At 67.1% G+C, this 19459-nt stretch carries 22 protein-coding genes and 1 tRNA gene; 18 read left to right on the top strand and 5 right to left on the bottom strand.

Translation table 11 applies throughout. From position 1 onward, the window contains the following. Window positions 1-19: 19 nt before the first annotated feature. Window positions 20-199, bottom strand: a complete 180-nt coding sequence (rpmF, locus tag DI605_RS02535; protein WP_293968623.1) for a 50S ribosomal protein L32 — start codon at window positions 197-199, stop codon at window positions 20-22. 30 nt (window positions 200-229) lie between these two features. Here rpmF and DI605_RS02530 point away from each other — a divergent pair, with 30 nt between their 5' ends. Next, a complete protein-coding gene (locus tag DI605_RS02530; RefSeq protein ID WP_367120022.1) occupies window positions 230-823 on the top strand; it encodes an MAPEG family protein in 594 nt (197 codons plus the stop codon). A 41-nt stretch (window positions 824-864) separates the two neighbouring features. Here the strand turns inward: DI605_RS02530 and DI605_RS02525 are convergent, their stop codons facing one another. Continuing rightward, a complete protein-coding gene (locus DI605_RS02525) occupies window positions 865-1530 on the bottom strand; it encodes an MBL fold metallo-hydrolase (protein WP_293968619.1) in 666 nt (221 codons plus the stop codon). A gap of 164 nt (window positions 1531-1694) precedes the next feature. Here DI605_RS02525 and pabB point away from each other — a divergent pair, with 164 nt between their 5' ends. The 3 genes from pabB to msrA all read left to right on the top strand — a co-directional run bounded on the left by pabB (window position 1695) and on the right by msrA (window position 5659). Continuing rightward, entirely contained in the window at window positions 1695-3437 is a 1743-nt protein-coding gene (pabB, locus tag DI605_RS02520; protein WP_293968617.1) for an aminodeoxychorismate synthase component I, read from the top strand. Window positions 3438-3578: 141 nt separating this feature from the next. Continuing rightward, complete coding sequence (locus DI605_RS02515) at window positions 3579-4781, top strand: pyridoxal phosphate-dependent aminotransferase (protein ID WP_293968616.1); 1203 nt, start codon at window positions 3579-3581, stop codon at window positions 4779-4781. Window positions 4782-4960: 179 nt separating this feature from the next. After that, window positions 4961-5659, top strand: coding sequence for a peptide-methionine (S)-S-oxide reductase MsrA (msrA, locus tag DI605_RS02510; protein WP_293968615.1), 699 nt, complete (start codon window positions 4961-4963; stop codon window positions 5657-5659). Here msrA and pdeM read toward each other — a convergent pair. Next, window positions 5614-6369, bottom strand: a complete 756-nt coding sequence (pdeM, locus tag DI605_RS02505) for a ligase-associated DNA damage response endonuclease PdeM (protein WP_293968614.1) — start codon at window positions 6367-6369, stop codon at window positions 5614-5616. The two genes, msrA and pdeM, sit on opposite strands and share 46 nt — an antisense overlap. A 159-nt stretch (window positions 6370-6528) precedes the next feature. On the opposite strand from pdeM, the gene infA reads away from it, so the two are divergent. The 5 genes from infA (at window position 6529) to DI605_RS02480 (ending at window position 8657) form a co-directional block, all read left to right on the top strand. After that, on the top strand, window positions 6529-6747 hold the full coding sequence (gene infA / locus DI605_RS02500) for a translation initiation factor IF-1 (RefSeq protein ID WP_003049127.1): 219 nt from the start codon (window positions 6529-6531) through the stop codon (window positions 6745-6747). Window positions 6748-6760: 13 nt separating this feature from the next. Next, complete coding sequence (locus DI605_RS02495) at window positions 6761-7357, top strand: nucleoside triphosphate pyrophosphatase (RefSeq protein WP_293968612.1); 597 nt, start codon at window positions 6761-6763, stop codon at window positions 7355-7357. A 3-nt stretch (window positions 7358-7360) separates the two neighbouring features. After that, window positions 7361-8359, top strand: coding sequence for a ribonuclease (locus DI605_RS02490; RefSeq protein ID WP_293968610.1), 999 nt, complete (start codon window positions 7361-7363; stop codon window positions 8357-8359). Further along, a complete protein-coding gene (locus DI605_RS02485) occupies window positions 8337-8540 on the top strand; it encodes a DNA gyrase inhibitor YacG (protein WP_367120021.1) in 204 nt (67 codons plus the stop codon). The genes DI605_RS02490 and DI605_RS02485 overlap by 23 nt, the downstream gene beginning before the upstream one ends. Window positions 8541-8581: 41 nt before the next feature. Beyond that, window positions 8582-8657: transfer RNA gene (locus DI605_RS02480), tRNA-Phe, on the top strand. 526 nt (window positions 8658-9183) lie between these two features. Here DI605_RS02480 and DI605_RS02475 read toward each other — a convergent pair. Further along, window positions 9184-10119, bottom strand: a complete 936-nt coding sequence (locus tag DI605_RS02475; RefSeq protein ID WP_293968606.1) for a ribose-phosphate pyrophosphokinase — start codon at window positions 10117-10119, stop codon at window positions 9184-9186. 63 nt (window positions 10120-10182) lie between these two features. Then, entirely contained in the window at window positions 10183-10983 is an 801-nt protein-coding gene (locus DI605_RS02470) for a LytTR family DNA-binding domain-containing protein (RefSeq protein ID WP_293968604.1), read from the bottom strand. Window positions 10984-11117: 134 nt separating this feature from the next. Here DI605_RS02470 and DI605_RS02465 point away from each other — a divergent pair, with 134 nt between their 5' ends. From DI605_RS02465 to ribD, 9 genes are all read left to right on the top strand, one after another. Then, window positions 11118-11645, top strand: a complete 528-nt coding sequence (locus DI605_RS02465; RefSeq protein ID WP_293968602.1) for a DUF2306 domain-containing protein — start codon at window positions 11118-11120, stop codon at window positions 11643-11645. Between the two features lie 98 nt (window positions 11646-11743). After that, complete coding sequence (locus DI605_RS02460; RefSeq protein ID WP_293968600.1) at window positions 11744-13849, top strand: TonB-dependent siderophore receptor; 2106 nt, start codon at window positions 11744-11746, stop codon at window positions 13847-13849. Between the two features lie 28 nt (window positions 13850-13877). Beyond that, entirely contained in the window at window positions 13878-15035 is a 1158-nt protein-coding gene (locus DI605_RS02455) for a PepSY domain-containing protein (protein ID WP_293968598.1), read from the top strand. Beyond that, window positions 15032-15226: a hypothetical protein gene (locus DI605_RS02450; RefSeq protein WP_293968596.1), complete on the top strand. Its 195-nt coding sequence runs from the start codon at window positions 15032-15034 to the stop codon at window positions 15224-15226. Before DI605_RS02455 ends, DI605_RS02450 begins: the two co-directional genes overlap by 4 nt. Window positions 15227-15348: 122 nt before the next feature. Next, entirely contained in the window at window positions 15349-16479 is a 1131-nt protein-coding gene (locus tag DI605_RS02445; protein ID WP_293968594.1) for an acyltransferase, read from the top strand. After that, the gene (locus tag DI605_RS02440) at window positions 16476-17819 is read left to right on the top strand and encodes a glutamate--tRNA ligase (protein WP_293968592.1); all 1344 of its coding nucleotides are present in this window, start codon (window positions 16476-16478) and stop codon (window positions 17817-17819) included. Before DI605_RS02445 ends, DI605_RS02440 begins: the two co-directional genes overlap by 4 nt. Window positions 17820-17870: 51 nt before the next feature. Further along, window positions 17871-18080 (top strand): hypothetical protein, encoded by a 210-nt coding sequence (locus tag DI605_RS02435; protein ID WP_293968590.1) that lies wholly within the window; start codon window positions 17871-17873, stop codon window positions 18078-18080. Between the two features lie 49 nt (window positions 18081-18129). Further along, on the top strand, window positions 18130-18459 hold the full coding sequence (locus DI605_RS02430; protein WP_293968588.1) for a hypothetical protein: 330 nt from the start codon (window positions 18130-18132) through the stop codon (window positions 18457-18459). A 17-nt stretch (window positions 18460-18476) separates the two neighbouring features. Then, window positions 18477-19439 (top strand): bifunctional diaminohydroxyphosphoribosylaminopyrimidine deaminase/5-amino-6-(5-phosphoribosylamino)uracil reductase RibD, encoded by a 963-nt coding sequence (gene ribD, locus DI605_RS02425; RefSeq protein ID WP_293968890.1) that lies wholly within the window; start codon window positions 18477-18479, stop codon window positions 19437-19439. Window positions 19440-19459: the final 20 nt, after the last annotated feature.

Genomic DNA, 19459 nt, shown 5'->3' with positions numbered 1-19459 from the left:
TCAATCCCCTAAGGATCGATCAGGCGCTGACCGGAAGGATCTCGCGGCCGTTATAATGGCCACAATGGCCGCACAGCACATGCGGCTGCTTCAGCTCGCCGCAATTCGGGCATTCCTGAAACGATTCGGCCTGCAGCGCGTGGTGGCTGCGGCGCATGTTCCGCCGCGAAGGCGAGGTTTTTCTCTTGGGGACGGCCATCTCGGCACCTGTTCTGCAGAGGTCAAAAAAATGCGCGACGGGCCAACGCCTGATCCCACCCGCGAACCGATCGGTTCGGGGAAGGCTTGGGGCCGGCTCGTCGCGAACGGTGCGCCCTATAGCGGATTCGGCCCGCGTTGCAAGCTGATGACGCACGCGGCAAGACTGTCTAAGCCGCCGCACCGGCCCGGTCCGGCCTTCTCCCGCCCCGAAAGAGGACCTTGCCCGATGGTGTTGCCGATCACGACCACGATGGCTGGAGCCGCCACCATCATCAATCTGTGGCTCGCCATTCGTTGCAGCCAGGTGCGCGTGCAGGGCAAGATCGATATCGGAGACGGGGGCAATCCCCGCATGCTGGCGCGCGGGCGGGCGCACGCCAACTTTGTCGAATATGCGCCCTTTTTTCTCATTCTGCTTGGCCTGATCGAATATGCGCGCGGCCCCGAATCGTGGCTGTGGATCGCATCGGCCTTGTTCATGGTCGCCCGCATCGCGCATCCGCTGGGCATGGAGCGGCCCTCGCCCAACAAGCTGCGCGCGGCAGGTGCCGTGCTCACCTGGCTGATTCTGCTGATTCTCGCTGGCTACGCGCTCTATCTGCCTTACGCCATGCCACGGTGAGGCCGGTGCCGATGCCGCCTTGGGCGCACCGGCATCACGGCCTAGCCTCGCGCCAGCACCGCATCCGCCACGAAGGGATTGCTCTTCCGCTCGTGCCCGAAATTGGACATCGGGCCGTGGCCGGGCACGAAGGCTGTGGCATCGCCCAGCGGCCACAGCTTGGTGGTGATCGCGTCGAGCAGATCCTGATGGTTGCCGCGCGGAAAATCGGTTCGTCCGATCGATCCCTGGAACAGCACGTCACCGACGATCGCCAGCCTGGACGGGGCATGATGGAACACGACATGGCCGGGCGTGTGACCGGGGCAGTGATAGACATCGAGCACCAGTTCGCCCACCGTCACCTGATCGCCGTCGACCAGCCAGCGATCGGGCTCGAAGGGCTTGCCCTCGATGCCATATTTCCGCCCGTCATCGTCGAGGCGGGAGATCCAGAAGCGATCCTCCTCGTGTGGCCCTTCGATCGGCACGCCCAGTTCCCTGGCGAAGATGCCGGTGCCGCCGCAATGATCGATATGCCCGTGCGTCACGAGCAGCTTCTCGATCGTCACGCCCGCCTGGGCGGCGGCCGCCTTCAGCCGCGGCAGATCGCCGCCCGCATCCACGAAGGCGCCGCGCATCGTCCTGGTGCACCAGATGAGCGAGCAATTCTGCTGGAGCGGCGTGACGGGCACGATGGCGGCGCGGAGCGGGGGCTGATCGGTCATGTCGCTCGAAATGAGGCCGCCGACGCTGGAGGGCAAGCCGCAAGCCCGTTTTCGGAACGGATCGCCTGTCGCGCTTTTCCGCCCCCTCGCTGGTGCGTTGGAGGCGGAAAAGAGCGGCGCGCGCAGTTTGCGGCGCGGCGGCTGCCCTCGTAAGGCCGCGCGCGATGCTCCCCGCGCCTCCTTTCGTGCTGCTCGACGATGCCCGGCCCGGCGGCCGCCCGCTCCTCTATCGCGATCCCGTGGAGATCGTCGTCGCGCGGACGCCCGCAGAGGTGCGCCCGGCGCTGGATCGGGTGCGCGCGCTCGTCGCTGCGGGCCATCATCTTGCCGGTATGCTCGCCTACGAGGCGGGGTTCGCGCTGGACGATCGCCTCGCGCCGATCGCGTGCGCGGGCGATCCGCTGCTGTGGTTCGGCGCCTTCCCGCCGCCCGAGGACCATCCGGGTGAGATGGCGTGGCCCGATCCGGCCGGCGCATGCGCCTCCACGCCCGAGCCGCTCGTCTCCCGCGATGCCTATGGCGAGGCGGTCGCCACGGTGCAGGGGCTGATCGCCGCCGGCGATATCTATCAGGCCAATCTCTCCTTTCCCGCGCGCCTGCGCGTTTGCGGTCACCCGGCCGCGCTTTATGCGCGGCTGCGCGCGGCGGCGGGGGCCGGGTGGGGCGCGCTCGTCGCGGATGGCGATCGCTGGCTGCTTTCCTTCTCGCCCGAAATGTTCTTCACGCTCGAAGGCGGCAGGCTGGCGGCGCGGCCGATGAAGGGGACCAGCCGGCGCGGGCATGATGCGCGGGAGGATGATGCGCTGGCCGCCGCGCTCGCCGCAGATCCCAAGCAGCGCGCCGAAAATCTGATGATCGTCGATCTGATGCGCAACGATCTCGCCCGCGTGGCGCGGGCGGGCAGCGTGCGCGTGCCGGAATTGTTCGCGGTGGAACGCTATCCCACGGTCCTGCAGATGGTGAGCCAGATCGAGGCGGATCTCGCGCCGGGGCGGGATGCGATCGATGTGCTGGAAGCGCTCTTTCCCTGCGGATCGATTACGGGCGCGCCGAAATTGCGCGCGATGGAGGCGATCGCGATGGTGGAGCGCGCGCCGCGCCATGCCTATACGGGCGCGATCGGCGCATTTGCGCCGGATGGCGATGCCAGATTCAATGTCGCGATCAGGACGATCGAATGGGGGGAGGGGAAGGATGAAGCGCGCCTCGGGCTGGGATCCGCGATCGTTTCCGATTCCCGTGCCGATGCGGAATGGACCGAATGCCTGCAGAAGGCGGCCTTCGTGAGCGCGGCGCTTCCGGCCTTCGATCTCGTCGAGACGCTGCGATTCGATCCCGAGGAGGGGCTGCCCGATCTGGAGCGCCACATCGCCCGCCTCAAGGCGAGCGCGCAGGCGCTCGGCTTCGCCATGGATCGGCACGCGCTGCGCAACGATCTCCACGCCGCCACCTTCCGCCGCACCGCCGAAAGCCGAGTGCGGGTGCGCCTCTCCCGCAGCGGCGCGGCCGCGGTGGAGGTGACGGGCGTTCCGCCGCGCCCGGCGGGCGAGGTGCGCGTTGCGATCCGCCCGCTGCCGGTGGATCCGTCGGACGTGCGGCTGCGCCACAAGACGAGCGATCGCGGCTTCTATGAGGAGATGCGCTCCGCCACCGGCCGCTTCGAGGTGATCTTCACCCTGCCCTCGGGCGAGATTACGGAGGGCAGCTTCACCACCGTCTTCGTGCCGGATGCGGAAGGCCGTCTGCGCACGCCGCCTCTGTCGCTGGGGCTGCTGCCGGGCGTGCTGCGCGATCGGCTGATCGAGGAAGGCCGTGCTTATGAAAGCCTGCTCACGCCGGCCGATCTGGAAGGGGCCTTCTTCGTCGGCAATGCTCTCCGGGGACTGATTCCCGCGCGATTGGGGTGAAAGGGGGCGCGGGCTTCGCTCCCCGCGCCTTCCGCGCATCTTTGTTTCAAGAAAGGTCGCCCGCGCGCTGCATGGCGGTTGCGGCGCCTGCATGCCCGCCTCTATAGGCGCACCGCCTCTTCCCTAGCGCAGGATAGATCCATGCCCTTCCTTTCGGCCGCGCTCGGCCGCATCTCGCCGTCTCCCACGCTCGCGATGACGTCGCGCACGCTCGAGCTTCAGGCGAAGGGCATCAAGGTCATCGGCCTGGCCGCCGGCGAACCCGATTTCGATACGCCGGATTTCGTGAAGGAAGCCGCGATCGAGGCGATCCGCGCCGGCAAGACCAAATATACCAACGTCGATGGCACGCCCGAGCTGAAGGCCGCGATCGTCGCCAAGTTCTCGCGCGAGAACGGCCTTGCCTACGAACCCTCGCAGATCAGCGTGAATTCGGGCGGCAAGCACACGCTCTTCAACGCGCTGGTCGCCACGGTGGAGGCGGGCGACGAGGTGATCGTGCCCGCGCCTTACTGGGTTTCCTATCCGGATATCGTCCAGTTCGCGGGCGGAACGCCGGTCTTCGTGCGCGCGGGCGCCAATCAGGGCTACAAGATCCTGCCCGAGCAGCTGGATGCCGCGATCACGCCGAAGACGAAGTGGGTGATCCTGAATTCGCCCTCCAACCCTACGGGCGCGGCCTATACCGAAGCCGAGCTGAAGGCGCTGGGTGAGGTGCTGCTGCGCCATCCGCACGTCTGGATCCTGAACGACGATATGTACGAGCATATCGTCTATGGCGATTTCAAGTTCACCACGATCGCGCAGGTGGTGCCCGAGCTTTACGAGCGGACGCTGACGGTGAACGGCTGCTCGAAGGCCTATTCGATGACTGGCTGGCGCATCGGCTATGCCGGTGGTCCGGTGGCGCTGATCAAGGCGATGTCGAAGCTCCAGTCGCAGTCGACGTCCAATCCATCGTCGATCAGCCAGGCGGCGGCGGTCGCCGCGCTGAACGGCCCGCAGGATTTCCTCGCCGATCGCAACGCCGCTTTCCAGCGTCGCCGCGATCTGGTCGTGCGCATGCTGAACGAGGTGGACGGCATCCATTGCCCGACGCCCGATGGCGCCTTCTACGTCTATCCGGACGTGACCGGCCTGATCGGCAAGTCCACGCCCAAGGGGCAGGTGATCGACAGCGATGCCGCGCTGATCGATTATTTCCTGGACGAGGTGCGCGTCGCCGCCGTCCACGGCGCCGCCTTCGGCCTCGAGCCGGCCTTCCGCATCAGCTATGCCACCTCGGAAGAGGCGCTCACCGAAGCCTGCACCCGCATCCAGGAAGCCTGCAAGGCGCTGCGCTGAGATTGGTTCCGGGCTCCGGCGAAGGCTGGAGCCCGGGGCTATCGGGCGCCGCGTCCGAAGCTGCGGGCTTCGGTTTCCGCTGGCGCATTCGGGGCTTCTCTCCGGCGCCCTTCAAACCAGCCCTGTAACTTTCCATATTGCGCCTTCGTATGGGGAATCATCCCCATCGGAGACGTGCCATGTCGCCCATTTCCTCCCGCCTTCTCGCCGGCATCGCCGCTCTCGGGCTCGGCTATGCCCTGATCGGGGGCACATCCAGCCTCGCCGCCGAAACGTCGCTGCGCGCGCCGGCGCCAGCCGTGGTGGCGCCCGCCACCGGCACCAGCGAAACGGCGTTGTTCGCGGGCGGCTGCTTCTGGGGCGTGCAAGGCGTGTTCCAGCATGTGAAGGGCGTCACCTCCGCCGTCTCCGGCTATACCGGCGGCAATGTGCGCGGCCCGGATTATGAGCGCGTCTCGGCCGGGGATACCGGCCATGCCGAATCGGTGAAGGTCACGTTCGATCCGCGCGTCGTCAGCTATGCCGATCTGCTGCGGGTCTATTTCTCGGTGGTGGCCGATCCCACCCAGCTGAACCGGCAGGGCCCGGATGTCGACACACAATATCGTTCGGCCCTGTTCCCCACCAGCGAGCCGCAGCGAAAGGTTGCGCAGGCCTATCTTTCCCAGCTCTCCGCCGCCAGGCTCTGGCAGAAGCCGATCGTCACCCGGATCGAGCGCGCCCAGCCTTTCTATCCGGCCGAGGCCTATCATCAGGATTATCTGACTCTCCATCCCGATGCCGGCTATATCCGCTTCAACGATCTGCCGAAGCTGGCCGCGCTGAAGCAGCTCTATCCCCAGATGTGGCGTGAAAAGCCTGTGCTGGTGAAGGGCTGATCGCTCTCCTCCCTTCCAGCGAGGGGAGGGGGCTTTCCCGCCGCCAGCGGGAAGCGCAGCATCCTGTCAGCCAGCGGCACCAGCGCTTGCGCCCGGCCGCCGCCCACCGCCCTGCGGATCACCGGATCATGCGCATCCATGCCGCCCGTCAGCGCGCCGAAGGCGGGCAGGATCAGCTTGGTCTCGCTCGCCACGAAGCAGCGCCGCGCTACATGCCGGCCGCGCAGCGTCAGCCGCAGCTTCGGGTGGAAATGGCCAGAAAGCTCAGGTCTCTTTTCGGCCGGATCCGCTTCGTGCGTCAGCAGCAGGCCATCCACCAGCGCCTCCGCCATCACCGCTCCACCGCAGCGATCGGCCATGTCGGCAGCGCCGCGATCGTGATTGCCTACGATCCAGTGCCAGCGCAGCGCACCGGTCAGCGTACGCAGCCGGGCCTGTTCGGATGGCGCCATCCGCGCGCAGCCCCCGGCATCGTGGAAGCTGTCGCCCAGGCACCAGATTTCGGCCGGCGCGCAGGAGGCGACGATCGCCTCCAGTTCGGCCAGCGTCGCGGCCGTATCATAAGGCGGCAGCATCTGGCCCGATCGGGCATACCAGCTCGCTTTCTCGAAATGCAGATCGGCCACCAGCAGCGCGCGGCGCGCGGGCCAGTAGAGCGCGCCGGAGCCCAGCGCGGCCAGCTCGACACCGCAGAACGAAAAGCGAACCATCGCCACGCCCATATCGTGCCACCAGCCGCCTGCGCAACCGGCCACTGGCGATGATCGGGGTGCATACCCACATCGGAAAGGCGCCAAGCTTTCCTTTCCGGCACTTCGGAGCTAAGGGGGCGCGATTTTTCAAGTCCCTTTTTCGATTAGAGGTTTTGTTTGGCGAAGGAAGAACTGCTCGAGATGCGCGGCCAGGTGGTCGAGCTCCTGCCCAACGCGATGTTCCGCGTCCGGCTCGAGAATGATCACGAAATCCTCGGTCACACCGCCGGCAAGATGCGCAAGAATCGCATCCGCGTCCTCGTCGGAGACGAGGTGCTGGTCGAGCTCACGCCCTATGATCTCACCAAGGGCCGCATCACCTATCGCTTCAAATAAGATGGGCGGCACGATGGTGCCCCCCGGCGCGAATCCGGGGCGTCTGATCCTCGCCTCCGCCAGCCCGCGCCGGCTGGATCTGCTGGCGCGCCTCGGCCTGGTGCCTGATGCGATCGATCCCGCCGACATAGACGAAACGCCGCTTCGGGCGGAGCTTCCGGCCGATCATGCGCGCCGCCTCGCCTCCGCCAAGGCCGAGGCGACGGCCGCGCGCCACCCCGGCTGCGTCGTGCTCGCCGCCGATACGGTCGTCGCCGCCGGCCGTCGCATCCTGCCCAAGGCGGAAGATGCGGCCGAGGTGGCGAAGTGCCTCGCCCTGCTGTCCGGTCGCCGCCATCGCGTGCTCACCGCGCTCAGCGTGATCGATGCGGATGGCGTCGCCCGGCATCGGCTTTCCACCACCATCGTCTGCTTCGCGCCGCTGACCGAGGCCGTGATCCGTGCCTATGCGGCAGGGGGAGAAGGCGTGGGCAAGGCGGGCGGCTATGCGATCCAGGGCGCGGCGGAAGGATTCGTCCGCCGCATCGATGGCAGCCATTCGGGCGTGGTCGGCCTGCCCCTGTTCGAAACGCGCGGGCTGCTGACGGCTTCAGGGCTGCTGACGGCCTGATCCATGGCCGAGTGGCTCCACGAGGCCGGCATCGGCGAACAGCGCGCCGCGCTCGTCGAAAAGGGCCGAATCGTGGAGATGCATGTCGATCCCGATGATGGCCGCCTGCGCGTCGGCGCGATCTGCGCCGCGCGGCTGGTCCGTGCCGCCGAGGCCGGTGGCCGCGCGCGCGTGGCCCTTCCCGGGGGCGAAGCCGATCTCGTGGCGGTGCCCCGCGGACTCAGCCTTGGTGCCGCGTTGGCGGTGGAGGTGATTCGCGAGGCTTTGCCCGAGCGGGGCGCCGTGAAGCTCCCCCGCGTCCGTGTCGCGGCCCAGGACGCTGTCGTCGGGGCCGGGCCGGATCTGCTGGCGCGAATCGCCGCGAGCGGCCTTCCCCTCCGGCGCCGCGACACGCCGGGAGAGGATGTGTTCGAGGCGCATGGCTGGTCCGAAAGGCTGGAGGAGGCGGCGAGCGGGATCGTCGCACATGACGATGCCCTGCTCCGCATCAGTCTGACGCCGGCGATGACGCTGATCGATGTGGATGGGGCGGGGCCGCTTGCGGCGCTCGCCATCGCCGGCGCCCGGCGGGCGGGAGAGGCGATTCGCTGCTTCGGCATCGCCGGCTCGATCGGCATCGATCTGCCGACACTCCCCGATCGCGCCGAACGGCAGGCCACGGCCGCCGCGCTGGATGCCATCCTGCCCCAGCCGTTCGAGCGTACCGCCGTCAACGGATTCGGCTTCCTCCAGATCATCCGCCGCCGGGAGCGGCGCTCGCTACTGGAGCTGATCGCCGCCGATCCGGCGCTGGCCGCTGCCCGCGCCCTGCTACGCCGGGCCGAACGCGCGCGTGGCGCGGGCGCTGTCGCGCTGGCGGCGCATCCGGCGGTGATCGCCAATCTCGAATCCCGGCCGGAATGGATCGGCGCGCTGGCCCGCAGGATCGGTGCGGACGTGCGGTTGCAGGCTGAGCCCGGCCTTCCCATGTCGGGCGCCCATGCCCAGCGCACCTATGTCTGAACCCCGCCGCCGCAATGCCTGTCCGGGCTGCGGCAAGCCGCCTGTCGAGGCGTACAAGCCCTTCTGCAGCCAGGGCTGCAAGGATCGGGATCTGCTGCAATGGCTATCCGATGGCTATCGCATTCCGGGCGCACCATCGCAGGAAAGCGAAGATAGAGGCGAAGACGGGGTAGACAGCTAGGCCGACCCGTCCCTATAGGCGCGCCTCCCAACGCTTCTCCTGCCCGGGTAGCTCAGTTGGTAGAGCACGTGACTGAAAATCACGGTGTCGGCGGTTCGATTCCGTCCCCGGGCACCACCGCGCTTTGGCTAGCGCGTGGAGATGTTTTCGCTTTTTGCCGGGGCCTTGGGCTTTACCCCACATTCCTTCCCTCATTTTGATGCGGACGGATAGCGAATGGCTGCGCGCGATGGCCCGCCCCAGGATTGCCGGAATAGCGCTTTTTTGCGATTCGCCATGCATGCCGCGATCGAGGCCAGCATGGATAGGGCGAGCCTTGCCGATCAGTGCGGCGTAAGTGCCAGCAGCGCGACGCGGTGGCGGCTCTTCGAGCGCCACGGGATCACGCGCAAAAGACCCGCCACGCGACGGAGCGGAATTGCTCATACACCCCGAGGCCGGGCGAGGCGTGGTTCGAACTGGAGCGCCATTTCCTGAAGGAGCGCGCATCGGGTGCCGTGCAGCCAATCGCAGGACGAGAGGATTTCTGCGCCAGACTATTCCACGAATCGTCAATCGAGGACGGTGCGACACCCGCCACATCTCAGCTGGCTCTGGACCGCCCAAATAGCGCGCACGCCGGCTCCTGGCGCGTGCCGTCGCCTCAGTCGAACAGCGAGGAGACCGAGCTTTCGTCCGCGATGCGGCGAATCGCTTCCGCCAGCAGCGGCGCGATCGTGTTCACGCGGATCTTCCTGGCGGCGGCCACGGCCTCGTTGGGGGCGATCGAATCGGTAATCACCAGTTCGCGCAGCGCCGAACCTTCCACACGCGCCACGGCACCGCCCGAAAGCACGCCGTGCGTCACATAGGCCACGACATCCTCGGCGCCCGCATCGCGCAGCGCGGCGGCGGCGTTGCAGAGCGTGCCGGCCGAATCGACGATATCGTCGATCAGGATGCAGAAGCGCCCGGTGACGTCACCGATGATGTTCATCACCTCGCTCTCACCGGCGCGCTCGCGGCGCTTGTCGACGATGGCGAGGGGGGCGTTGTTCAGACGCTTGGCCAGCGCGCGGGCGCGGACCACACCGCCCACGTCCGGCGAGACGACCATCAGATTCCGGTCGCCGAAGCGGGCCTTGATATCTTCGGACATCACCGGCGCGGCATACAGATTGTCCGTCGGGATATCGAAGAAGCCCTGGATCTGGCCGGCATGGAGATCCACCGAAAGCACGCGATTCGCGCCTGCCGCGGTGATGAGGTTGGCGACCAGCTTGGCGGAGATCGGCGTGCGCGGGCCGGGCTTCCGATCCTGGCGGGCATAGCCGAAATACGGAAGGACGGCGGTGATCCGGCGGGCCGATGCGCGGCGCAGCGCATCGATGCAGATCAGCAATTCCATGAGATTGTCGTTGGCCGGAAAGCCTGTCGACTGGAGCACGAACACGTCTTCGCCGCGCACGTTCTCGTGGATTTCGACGAACACTTCTTCATCTGCGAAGCGGCGGACGGAGGCGTCGGTGAGCGGAATCTCCAGATAATCGGTGATCGCCCGGGCGAGCGGCCGGTTGGCGTTGCCGGTCATCAACTTCATTGCGCGTGTCCCTCGCGGATATCGCGGCCGCTCATAGAGCCGGAGGGACATTTGGCAATCAGGTTACAGCCAGCCGCGCGACCGGAGCAGCGCGACGCTGTCCCGCGCGACGGGCACGTCGAGCCCGTTGGAGAGGCGCAGGATAGTGGCGCGATCCCGACGCTCCATGCCCGTCACGGCCGCGCGCGCTACCCACCAACTGCGATGGACGCGCTCGCCCTCCATCCCGGCCAGTTCGGAGACGGCATCGCGCATCCGCATCAGGATCAGCGTCGATCCCGCCTCGGTGTGCGCCCGCACATAATGATCCTCCATTTCCAGGCAGAGCAACGCCTGGCCCAGATGCGGCGGAAGCCTGTCGAGGAAGGCCGGCTGCTGTGAAGGGGGTGGCGCGGGCACCTCTCCGGAATATGGAGACGAGGCCGGAGCGGGCGAGAGAGAGGCGGGCGTCGCTGCCGCCGTGGTTTCCGCGAGCGCCGCCTCGCGTCGGGTGAAGAGCAGAAACTGGATCGTCGTCGCCAGCCCGCCGATCAGCACCACCTGCGGATAGGAATGGGCAAGCGACGCGGGATCGAGGCCATGGCCGAAGAGCAGCCCGATCATCGCGGTCAATGGCAGCGAGGCGATGATGCAGGCCAGCGCGATCGCCAGCACCAGCGGGATGTGCGTCTGTTCGGAAAGCGATCGCCCGGCGGCGATCACCGGGCGGAAGCAGGCATAGCCGCCGATCGCCATCACCAGCCACACCGCCACCCGCGTCGCGAGTGGCAGCGAAAATGTGCCGAAAGGCCCGAGCAGGCCCAGAACGAGCCCGATCATCGCCATCACGAGCAATTCCGCCGAAACCTGCCTCCATCGCGCCATGCGCAGGCTTGTACCACTCACGCTTCGTGAACGGTACATCCGCTTCGCTGGCGAAGGCCGGGGCGCATCCCGCGCAGCCGCGCTTGAGGATGAACGGGGTTCGGCCATTCAAGGGGCGATCCCAGGAGACCGACATGACGAGCCCCGCCACCACAGCCGCCGCGCCCGGCGCTCTTCCTCTTCCCGTCGTGGGGCCTGCCGCGCGGGGCCTCATCCTCGCCGGGGCATTGCTCGTCGGACTGCTCGTGGTGACGGCGGGAACGCGCCATTTCACGATCGGATCGCCGACGACATCCCTGTCCCCGATCTGGCTGCCGCTGCATCTGGCGACCGCGATCCCCTCCATTCCGCTGGGGGCATGGGTTTTGCTTCGCCGGAAGGGCGATCGGCTGCATCGTCTGCTCGGCCGGATCTGGGCTGTGCTGATGCTCGGCGCCGCGCTCACCAGCTTCGGGCTGGCGGGCATTTTCGGGCATGTCGGGCCGATCCACATCCTGTCGCTCGCGGTGCTCGTCGGCATACCGCGCGCCGTTCTGGCTGTGCGGGCGGGGCGGATCCGCTCGCACGTGCGCGGCATGACGATCATGTATGGCAGTGTCGTGCTGGCGGCGCTGTTCGCCTTCCTGCCCGGCCGGATGCTGGGCCTGTGGCTGTTCGGCTGAGGTTCAGAAAATCGCGCAGCTTATCGATAATGATTTGCAATATCTAAATTGGTCCGTATCGGGGCGGTTATCCGTTTCCGAACAAGGACCCTGCCCGAATGAACTTTCTCCTCGCGCTTCTCGCCGGTGCCGCGCCCGATGCCGGTGCGGCCGTGGAACCTCGCTCGGCCGATGATATCGTCGTCACCGCCCAGCGCACCGAGGGGAATGGCGATTATACCACGACGGTGCAGAGCACGGCCGTCCGCCTTCCGCTTTCCAAGCGGGAGACGCCGCAATCGATGAGCATCGTGACGAACGCGCAGATGCGCGATTTCCAGCTCAACGACGTCAATCAGCTGCTGACGACGGTGCCGGGCGTCAACGTGCTCGCGGTGGAGACGGACCGCGTTTATTATTCGGCGCGCGGCTTCGACATCCAGACCTTCCAGATCGATGGTGTCGGCCTGCCCTTCGCGTTCCAGATCCAGACGGGCTCGATCGACACGGCGATCTACGATCATATCGAGGTGATCCGCGGCGCGCCGGGCCTGCTGTCCTCGACCGGCAACCCTTCCGCCGTCGTCAACTTCATCCGCAAGCGGCCGACCAAGGATCTGAAGGCCACGTTCAGCGCGCAATATGGCTCGTACAACAATCTGCGGCTGGACGGAGACGTGAGCGCGCCGTTGACCAGGGACGGGTCGCTGCGCGCTCGCGTCGTCGGCGCACTCGTCGATACGGACAGCTATCTCGATCGCTATCATTTGCGCCGCTGGACGGGCTACGGCATTGTCGAGGGCGATATCGGCGCCAGCACGACCGTGAGCGTCGGCTACGGCTATCAGAACCACAAGAGCAACGCCGCGATGTGGGGCTCGATCCCGCTTTATTATACCGATGGCACGCGGATCGATCTTGATCGGTCAAGCAGCACGGCGCCGGACTGGTCGAGCTGGAACGTGATTGACCGGCAGATCTTCGGCGACGTGACGCACCAGTTCGGCGGTGGCTGGATCGGCAAGGTCACGGCGGTGCGCCGCGCGATCGACGAGCGGGATCAGCTCTTCTACGTCTATGGCAACCCCGATCGGGCCACGGGGCTGGGCGTATACAGCTATCCGGGCGCGTTCGACGGCCCGACGCGCAACCTGACGCTGGATGCCTATGTGGGCGGCCCGATCACGCTCTTCGGCCGCCAGCATGATCTGATGTTCGGCGTGAATCGCAGCGCGCAGGATTACAAGCAATATTCCTCCTATGATACCAGCACGATCGGCGTGTCGGTGCCGCTGTCCCAATTGCTGACAGGGAGCTTTGCGCGCCCCAGTTTCCCGACCAGCTACACGCTGAGCCTGAATCAGCACACGAAGCGCGAGACGGCCTATGGGCTGGTGCGCCTGAGCCTGGCGGATCCGCTGAAGCTGATGCTGGGCGCGAACGTGACCCGGGCGACCAGCGAGGGCGATTCCTATGGCACGCCGAGCAACTACAAGAAGAGCCGCTTCCTGCCTTATGCGGGCGTCACGCTGGATCTGACGTCGAACATCAGCGCCTATGCGAGTTTCACGACCATCTTCAATCCGCAGACGCAGGTCGGCGCGGACCGCGCCGTGCTGGCCCCCATCCAGGGCAAGAATCTGGAAGGCGGCGTGAAGGGCGAATGGTTCGGCGGGCGGCTGAATGCCAGCGCGGCCATCTTCCAGACCCGGCAGAACAATACCGCCGAGGCGGCGGGCTTCGATACGACGCTGGGCCAGACCATCTATCGCGGCGTTGATGCCAAATCCGAAGGCATCGAGCTGGAATTTGGCGGCCGCCTGACCGACGAGATCCAGGCGACCGGCGGCTATACGATTATGCGCGTGCGGGGCGAGAATGATACGCCGGTGCGCACCTTCGTGCCGCGCCAGACAGCGCGCTTGAACATTACCTATTCGCCGGCCGCGCTCTCCGCGCTCAAGCTGGGCGCCTCGCTTCAATATCAGAGCAAGATCTATTACGTGCCCGGCACCGTGGCGACGACCGGCGTGCCGATCAAGCTGCAGCAGAGCGGCTACGCGCTGCTCGATCTGCTCGCCCGCTACGAGATCAACGATCATCTGATGCTGAGCGCGAACCTGAAGAACGTGACCAATCGCAAGTATCTCACCTCGCTGGTTGTCGATCAGGGCTATTATGGCGCGCCGCGCACCGTGCTGGGCACGGTCACGGTGAAATATTGAGGCAGGACAGGGTATTCAGGGTAGCGGCATGGCGCTTTCGCAGGCAGCGGTGAAGGGATGGTATCTGGTCCATAAATGGACCAGCCTCGTCTGCACCGTTTTCCTCCTGATGTTCTGCGTCACCGGCCTCCCGCTGATCTTCGCGCACGAGATTGACGAGGCGACGCGCGCGCCGCAGCTGGCGCAGGGCATCGCGCCGGATGCGCGCGCCAATCTGGATGATGTGGTGAAGGCCGCCGTGGCGGACAGGCCGGGCTGGAAGACGCTCTACATGACCTGGGACGAGGACAAGCCGCTCCTCTACGTCACGGTCGGCCCCACCTTCGGCGCCCGCGCGGAGGAGATGAAGTACAAGCTCTTCGACGCGCGCACGGGGGCCGAGATACAGACCGCGCCGCTGGACGAGGGCGTAATGGCCTTCCTGCTCGATCTCCACGCGCATCTGCTGCTGGGGCTGCCGGGCGAACTGTTCCTGGGGGCGATCGGGATCGTCTTCCTCGTCTCGGTCGTCTCCGGCGTGGTCGTCTATGCGCCCTTCATGCGCAAGCTGCGCTTCGGTACGGTGCGCAAGGATCGCAGCGCGCGCCTGAAGTGGCTCGATACGCACAATATGGTCGGCATCGTCACCCTGGGCTGGGTCAGCGTCGTCGGGCTCACCGGCTTCATCCTCACCATGTCCCTGCCGATCACGATGATCTGGCAGGCGGACGAACTGGCGGAAATGTCTGCGCCCTATGCGGGCGCGAAGCTGCCGGATCGGCTCGCCTCGGTCGACAGGGCAGTCGCCACGGTGCGCGCGGCCGTGCCGGATGCGCGGGTGAGCTTCGTCGCGTGGCCGGGCACCGATTACAGCACCAAGCATCACTATATGGTGGCATTGGCGGGCGCCACGCCCCTGACCGAGCGGCTCGTGAACCCCGCGATGGTGGATGCCGAAACCGGCCGGCTCACCGATCTCAGGCAGATGCCGTGGTATGTGAAGGCGGTGTTCGTATCGGCCCCGCTCCATTTCGGCGATTATGGCGGCCTGCCGCTCAAGATCATCTGGGCTCTGCTCGATATCGCGGCGATCATCGTGCTGGGCACCGGGCTCTATCTGTGGCTGGGCAAGCGGCGCGTGTCGCTCGATCGGCGGGTGCTGGAATTGCGCACGGGCGGAATGTCCGTGCCGGAGCCGGCCGAATGAGGGAGCGGCCGGTTGGCGCGCAGGGCAATTGGCGGATCTTCCGCTGGCCGCTAGCGATCGGCCTCGCCAGCGCGGTGGGGCTGGTCGCGGCGCTGATCGGCGATGGCCCCTATGATATCGTGTCCTGGATCGCGCTGGGGCTGACGATCGTGGTGATGATCGCGGCATGGCGGGGCTGGTCCGCCGCCTGAGGGGCGGGAGCTTTGCGGCTTTCGGAACGGGTGCGGTTCGGCATCCTTGCCGGTGCCTTCCCTGATGGCGCAGCCGCCCGGCCGGTGATAAGGGCCGCCGCCTTCGGGGCGTGGCGGATCTTATGCACAAGGGACAGGAGCGGATCGGCTATCTCGATGGCCTTCGGGGCATCGCGATCCTGCTGACGGCCGCCTGGCACTTCATGGGCCCGATCTACCAGATGCACCTGCCCTATTCGCGCGCCTTCGAATGGTGGCCGGGCGTGCGCTATGGCTGGGCGGGGGTGAACCTGTTCTTCCTGATCTCCGGCTATGTGATCTTCATCACGCTGGAGCGATGCAGCGGCTTCGTCGATTTCATCCTTCGGCGCTGGGTGCGCCTGTTTCCCGCGATGCTCGTGGCCACGCTCATCCTCTATGCGGCGCGCCTGCCGATGGGCGATGCGATGCCGGGCGGCCATGCCGTGCCGGGCGATCTCGTGCCGGGCCTCGTGCTGCTCAACCCCTTCTATGTCCGCTGGCTGGGGCTGGAGGCGCATAGCCTGGATGGTGCCTTCTGGTCGCTCTATGTCGAGGCGGCCTTCTATGTGGTGATCGGCCTCGCTTTCTTCCGTATCGGCTGGGCGCGATCGATCGCGCTGCTGCTCATCCTCTATGCGCTCAGCCTGATCGTGCCGCATATCGTGAATCACCATCATATCGGCTGGGCGCGCATGCCGACGCTTCTTTTCTATCATGCCGGCTTCCAGAATTTCGGCTGGTTCGCGAGCGGCGCCCTGTTTCTCAAGGCGCGGGTGAACAGCGACAGGGGCCTGTTCTGGATGGCGGTGGCGATCGGCTTCTGCTCGGCCTGCACCACGGTGCTGCCCGGCGGCATGGAGAAATCCTCGCGCGCGGCGCTGTTCGTCAGCCTCGCTTTGTTCGCCGCGATCCAGCATGCGGCGCTGCTCCAGCGCGCGCTGGAGGCGAAATGGATCCTGTGGCTCGGCTTCGTCAGCTATCCTTTCTATCTCACACATAGCGCCATCGGCGTCGGCCTGATCGCCAAGATGGGCGGCGCGCTGCCCGGCCTGCCGGCGATCCTGCTGCCCTTTCTCGCGCTGGCGATCATGCTGGCGATCGCATGGATCGTCGCCGCCCGGCTCGAGCCGCCCATCGCGCGCCTGCTAAAGCCGCTGACGGACCGGATCCGCCGCCTGCTCGGCGTGGTGCCCTCCAGCCAGACGGCCCGCGCATCCGGGGAACCCGCATGACCATCGTCACACGCTTCGCTCCGTCGCCCACCGGCCGCATCCATGTCGGCAACATCCGGGTCGCGCTCCACAACTGGCTATGGGCGCGCAAGGCGGGCGGTCGCTTCCTGCTGCGCCTCGACGATACGGATCTGGCACGCTCCACAGAGGAGAATGCGGAGGCGATCCGGGCCGATCTCGCGTGGCTGGGCCTCGTGCCCGATGCCGAATATCGCCAGTCCGCCCGCTTCGATCTCTATGAGCGGCGCTTTGCGGAGCTGCGCGCGGCCGGGCGCGTCTATCCGGCCTATGAGACGGCGCAGGAGCTGGATCTCAAGCGCAAGATTCTCGCCGGGCGCGGCCTGCCGCCCATCTATGATCGCGCGGCCCTTGCGTTGACGGAGGAGGAGCGCGCCAGGCTGGAGGCGGAAGGGCGCCGGCCGCACTGGCGTTTCAGGCTGGATCATGACGCGCCGATCCGGTGGGACGATCTGATCCGGGGCGAACAGCGGATCGATCCCGCGCTGCAATCCGATCCGGTCATCCGCCGCGAGGATGGCAGCTGGCTCTACATGCTGCCCAGCGTGATCGACGATGCGGACATGGGTGTGACCCATGTGGTGCGCGGCGAGGATCATGTGACCAATACCGGGCTGCAACTGCAGATGTTCACAGCGCTCGGCGCGCCCGCCCCGGCCTTCGCGCATGAGGCGCTGCTCACGGGGAGCGAGGGCAAGCTTTCCAAGCGGCTCGGCGCGCTCGGCGCGGATGCGCTGCGCGAAAGCGGGATCGAGCCGCTCGCCATAGCCGCCCTGCTCGCGAAGCTCGGCACCAGCGATCCGGTGGAGCCCGTGGCGGAGATCTCCACCCTGATCGAGGGGATCGATTTCGCGCGCTTCGGTCGCGCGCCGGCGCGATTCGATCTCGATGAGCTGGCGGCGGTGAATGCGCGCACGATCCACCTGATGCCCTATGCGGCGGTGGCGGACCGGCTGCCGGCCGCGATCGGCGCGGCCGAATGGGCGGCGATCGCCCCCAACGTCTCCACCGTGGTGGAAGCGGCGGAATGGTTGCCCGTGCTGGCGGGCGACATGCCACCGCCAGCCTTGCCGGCGGAGGATGTCGCCTATCTGGCCGAGGCCGTCACCGTGGCGCGCGGGCTGGACTGGAACGAGGGCGTCTGGACGGCGCTCACCGCAGCACTCAAGGCGGCCACGGGCCGCAAGGGCAAGGCTTTGTTCCTGCCGCTGCGCCAGGCCCTCACCGGGCGGGATCACGGGCCGGACATGGCGGCCCTGCTGCCACTGATCGGGAAGGATCGGGCGGTGGCAAGGCTGGCGGCGGCCTCCGCGCGTGGCTGAGACGGGCGCTTTTCTCCCGGCTTCCTTTTGTATGTTTCTTCAATACGACAGTTGGAGTCGAGGCATGGAACAGCGCATCGTCGTCGCCCTGCTCGGGGAAGCGCCATCCTGTTCCTGGCGGCGATCGCGCTGGCGGCCACGCTTCGGCCCGCGGCGGACGGGCTGATCTGGCTGGCGGGTCGGGGCAGCGCCGCGATGGCCGTCTCGGGGCTCGCCTTGCTGATCGCGTTCAGGCTGCTCCGAAACCGGCAGGCGGGCTAGCCGGCCTGCGGGCTGGCGCTCCCGGCGCCCAGCCTTTATTCTGGCGCGCATGCCCGTTCTTCCCCGTCCAGCCCGGCCCAGGGCGCTGATCGCCGATATCAAGACGGCGTTTTCCGGCAATCGGCGCCATCGCCTGATCTTCGCCGCCGCCGCCGTGGGGATGACGTCGCTCATCATCACCGGCTTCATCGTCGAATCGCGCAGCGGCATCCTGCCCGGCGCCTCCACCGTCTATGCCGCCGACTGGTCCGAGAATCGCACCGATGCGGAAATCATCGCGCAGCAGAAGATCGACCAGAAAGAGATTGAGGCGGCCAAGGCCGAACGTCGCCGTCAGTTCAAGAAGGTGGACGATTCGCTGAAACGCTGGGGGCTTTGACGCCCGATCCACGCTGGATGGCGGCCGCACTCGCGCTTTCGGAGCGTGGGCGCGGGCGGACGGCGCCCAATCCCAATGTCGGCTGCGTGATCGTGAGGGATGGTATCGTGGTCGGGCGAGGCTGGACCCAGCCGGGCGGCCGGCCGCATGCCGAGGCGATGGCGCTGGCCGAGGCGGGCGCGCAGGCCCCGGGCGCAACCATCTTCGTGACGCTGGAGCCGTGCGCGCATCGCAGCGCGCGGGGCCCTGCCTGTGCCGATCTGCTGATCGGCGCGCGCCCGGCCCGGGTGATCGCCGCGATCGAGGATCCCGATCCGCGCACGGCGGGGGAGGGCTTCGCGCGATTGCGCGCGGCGGGAATCGCGGTAGAAACCGGCCTTCTGGCCGATGAAGCGCGGCGCGCCATGGCCGGTTTCCTCATGCGACGCGCGCATGGGCGTCCCTTCGTGACGCTGAAGCTCGCCACGTCGCTCGATGGGCGGATCGCGCTGGCGGACGGATCGAGCCGCTGGATCACGGGCGATGCGGCGCGCGCGCACGTCCATCTCGAACGCAGCCGCCACGAAGCGATCCTCGTCGGGCGCGGGACATGGGAGGCGGATGCCCCCCGGCTCGATGTGCGCCTGCCGGGGCTGGAAGGGCGCAGCCCGAGGCGGATCCTTCTGTCCTCGCGTCATCATTCCCCGTCCGGCGGGGATGACGGGGAATGCATCGGCGGGATGGATGCCATCTCCACCCTTTCCGGAGTGGACCATCTCTTCGTGGAGGGCGGCGCGGAGACGGCGGCGTCCTTCCTGCGCGCCGATCTGGTCGATCGCCTGCTCCTCTATCGCGCGCCCATCCTGATCGGGGCGGGAAAGGCGGCGCTGGGCGATATCGGGCTCACCCATCTGGCCGATGCGCATGGCCGCTGGCGGATGGAGGACGCGCGCATGCTTGGCAGCGATCGATTCGAAGCCTACCTGCGCCAGCGAAACTGACAGGCCCGACAGGATAAGTT

The organism is Sphingomonas sp., from assembly GCF_003248515.1.
In the GTDB taxonomy this organism is placed as follows: Bacteria; Pseudomonadota; Alphaproteobacteria; order Sphingomonadales; family Sphingomonadaceae; genus Sphingomonas_I.
The sequence above is the reverse complement of the archived record's forward strand: the minus strand, read 5'-3'. Positions and strand labels throughout refer to the sequence as shown.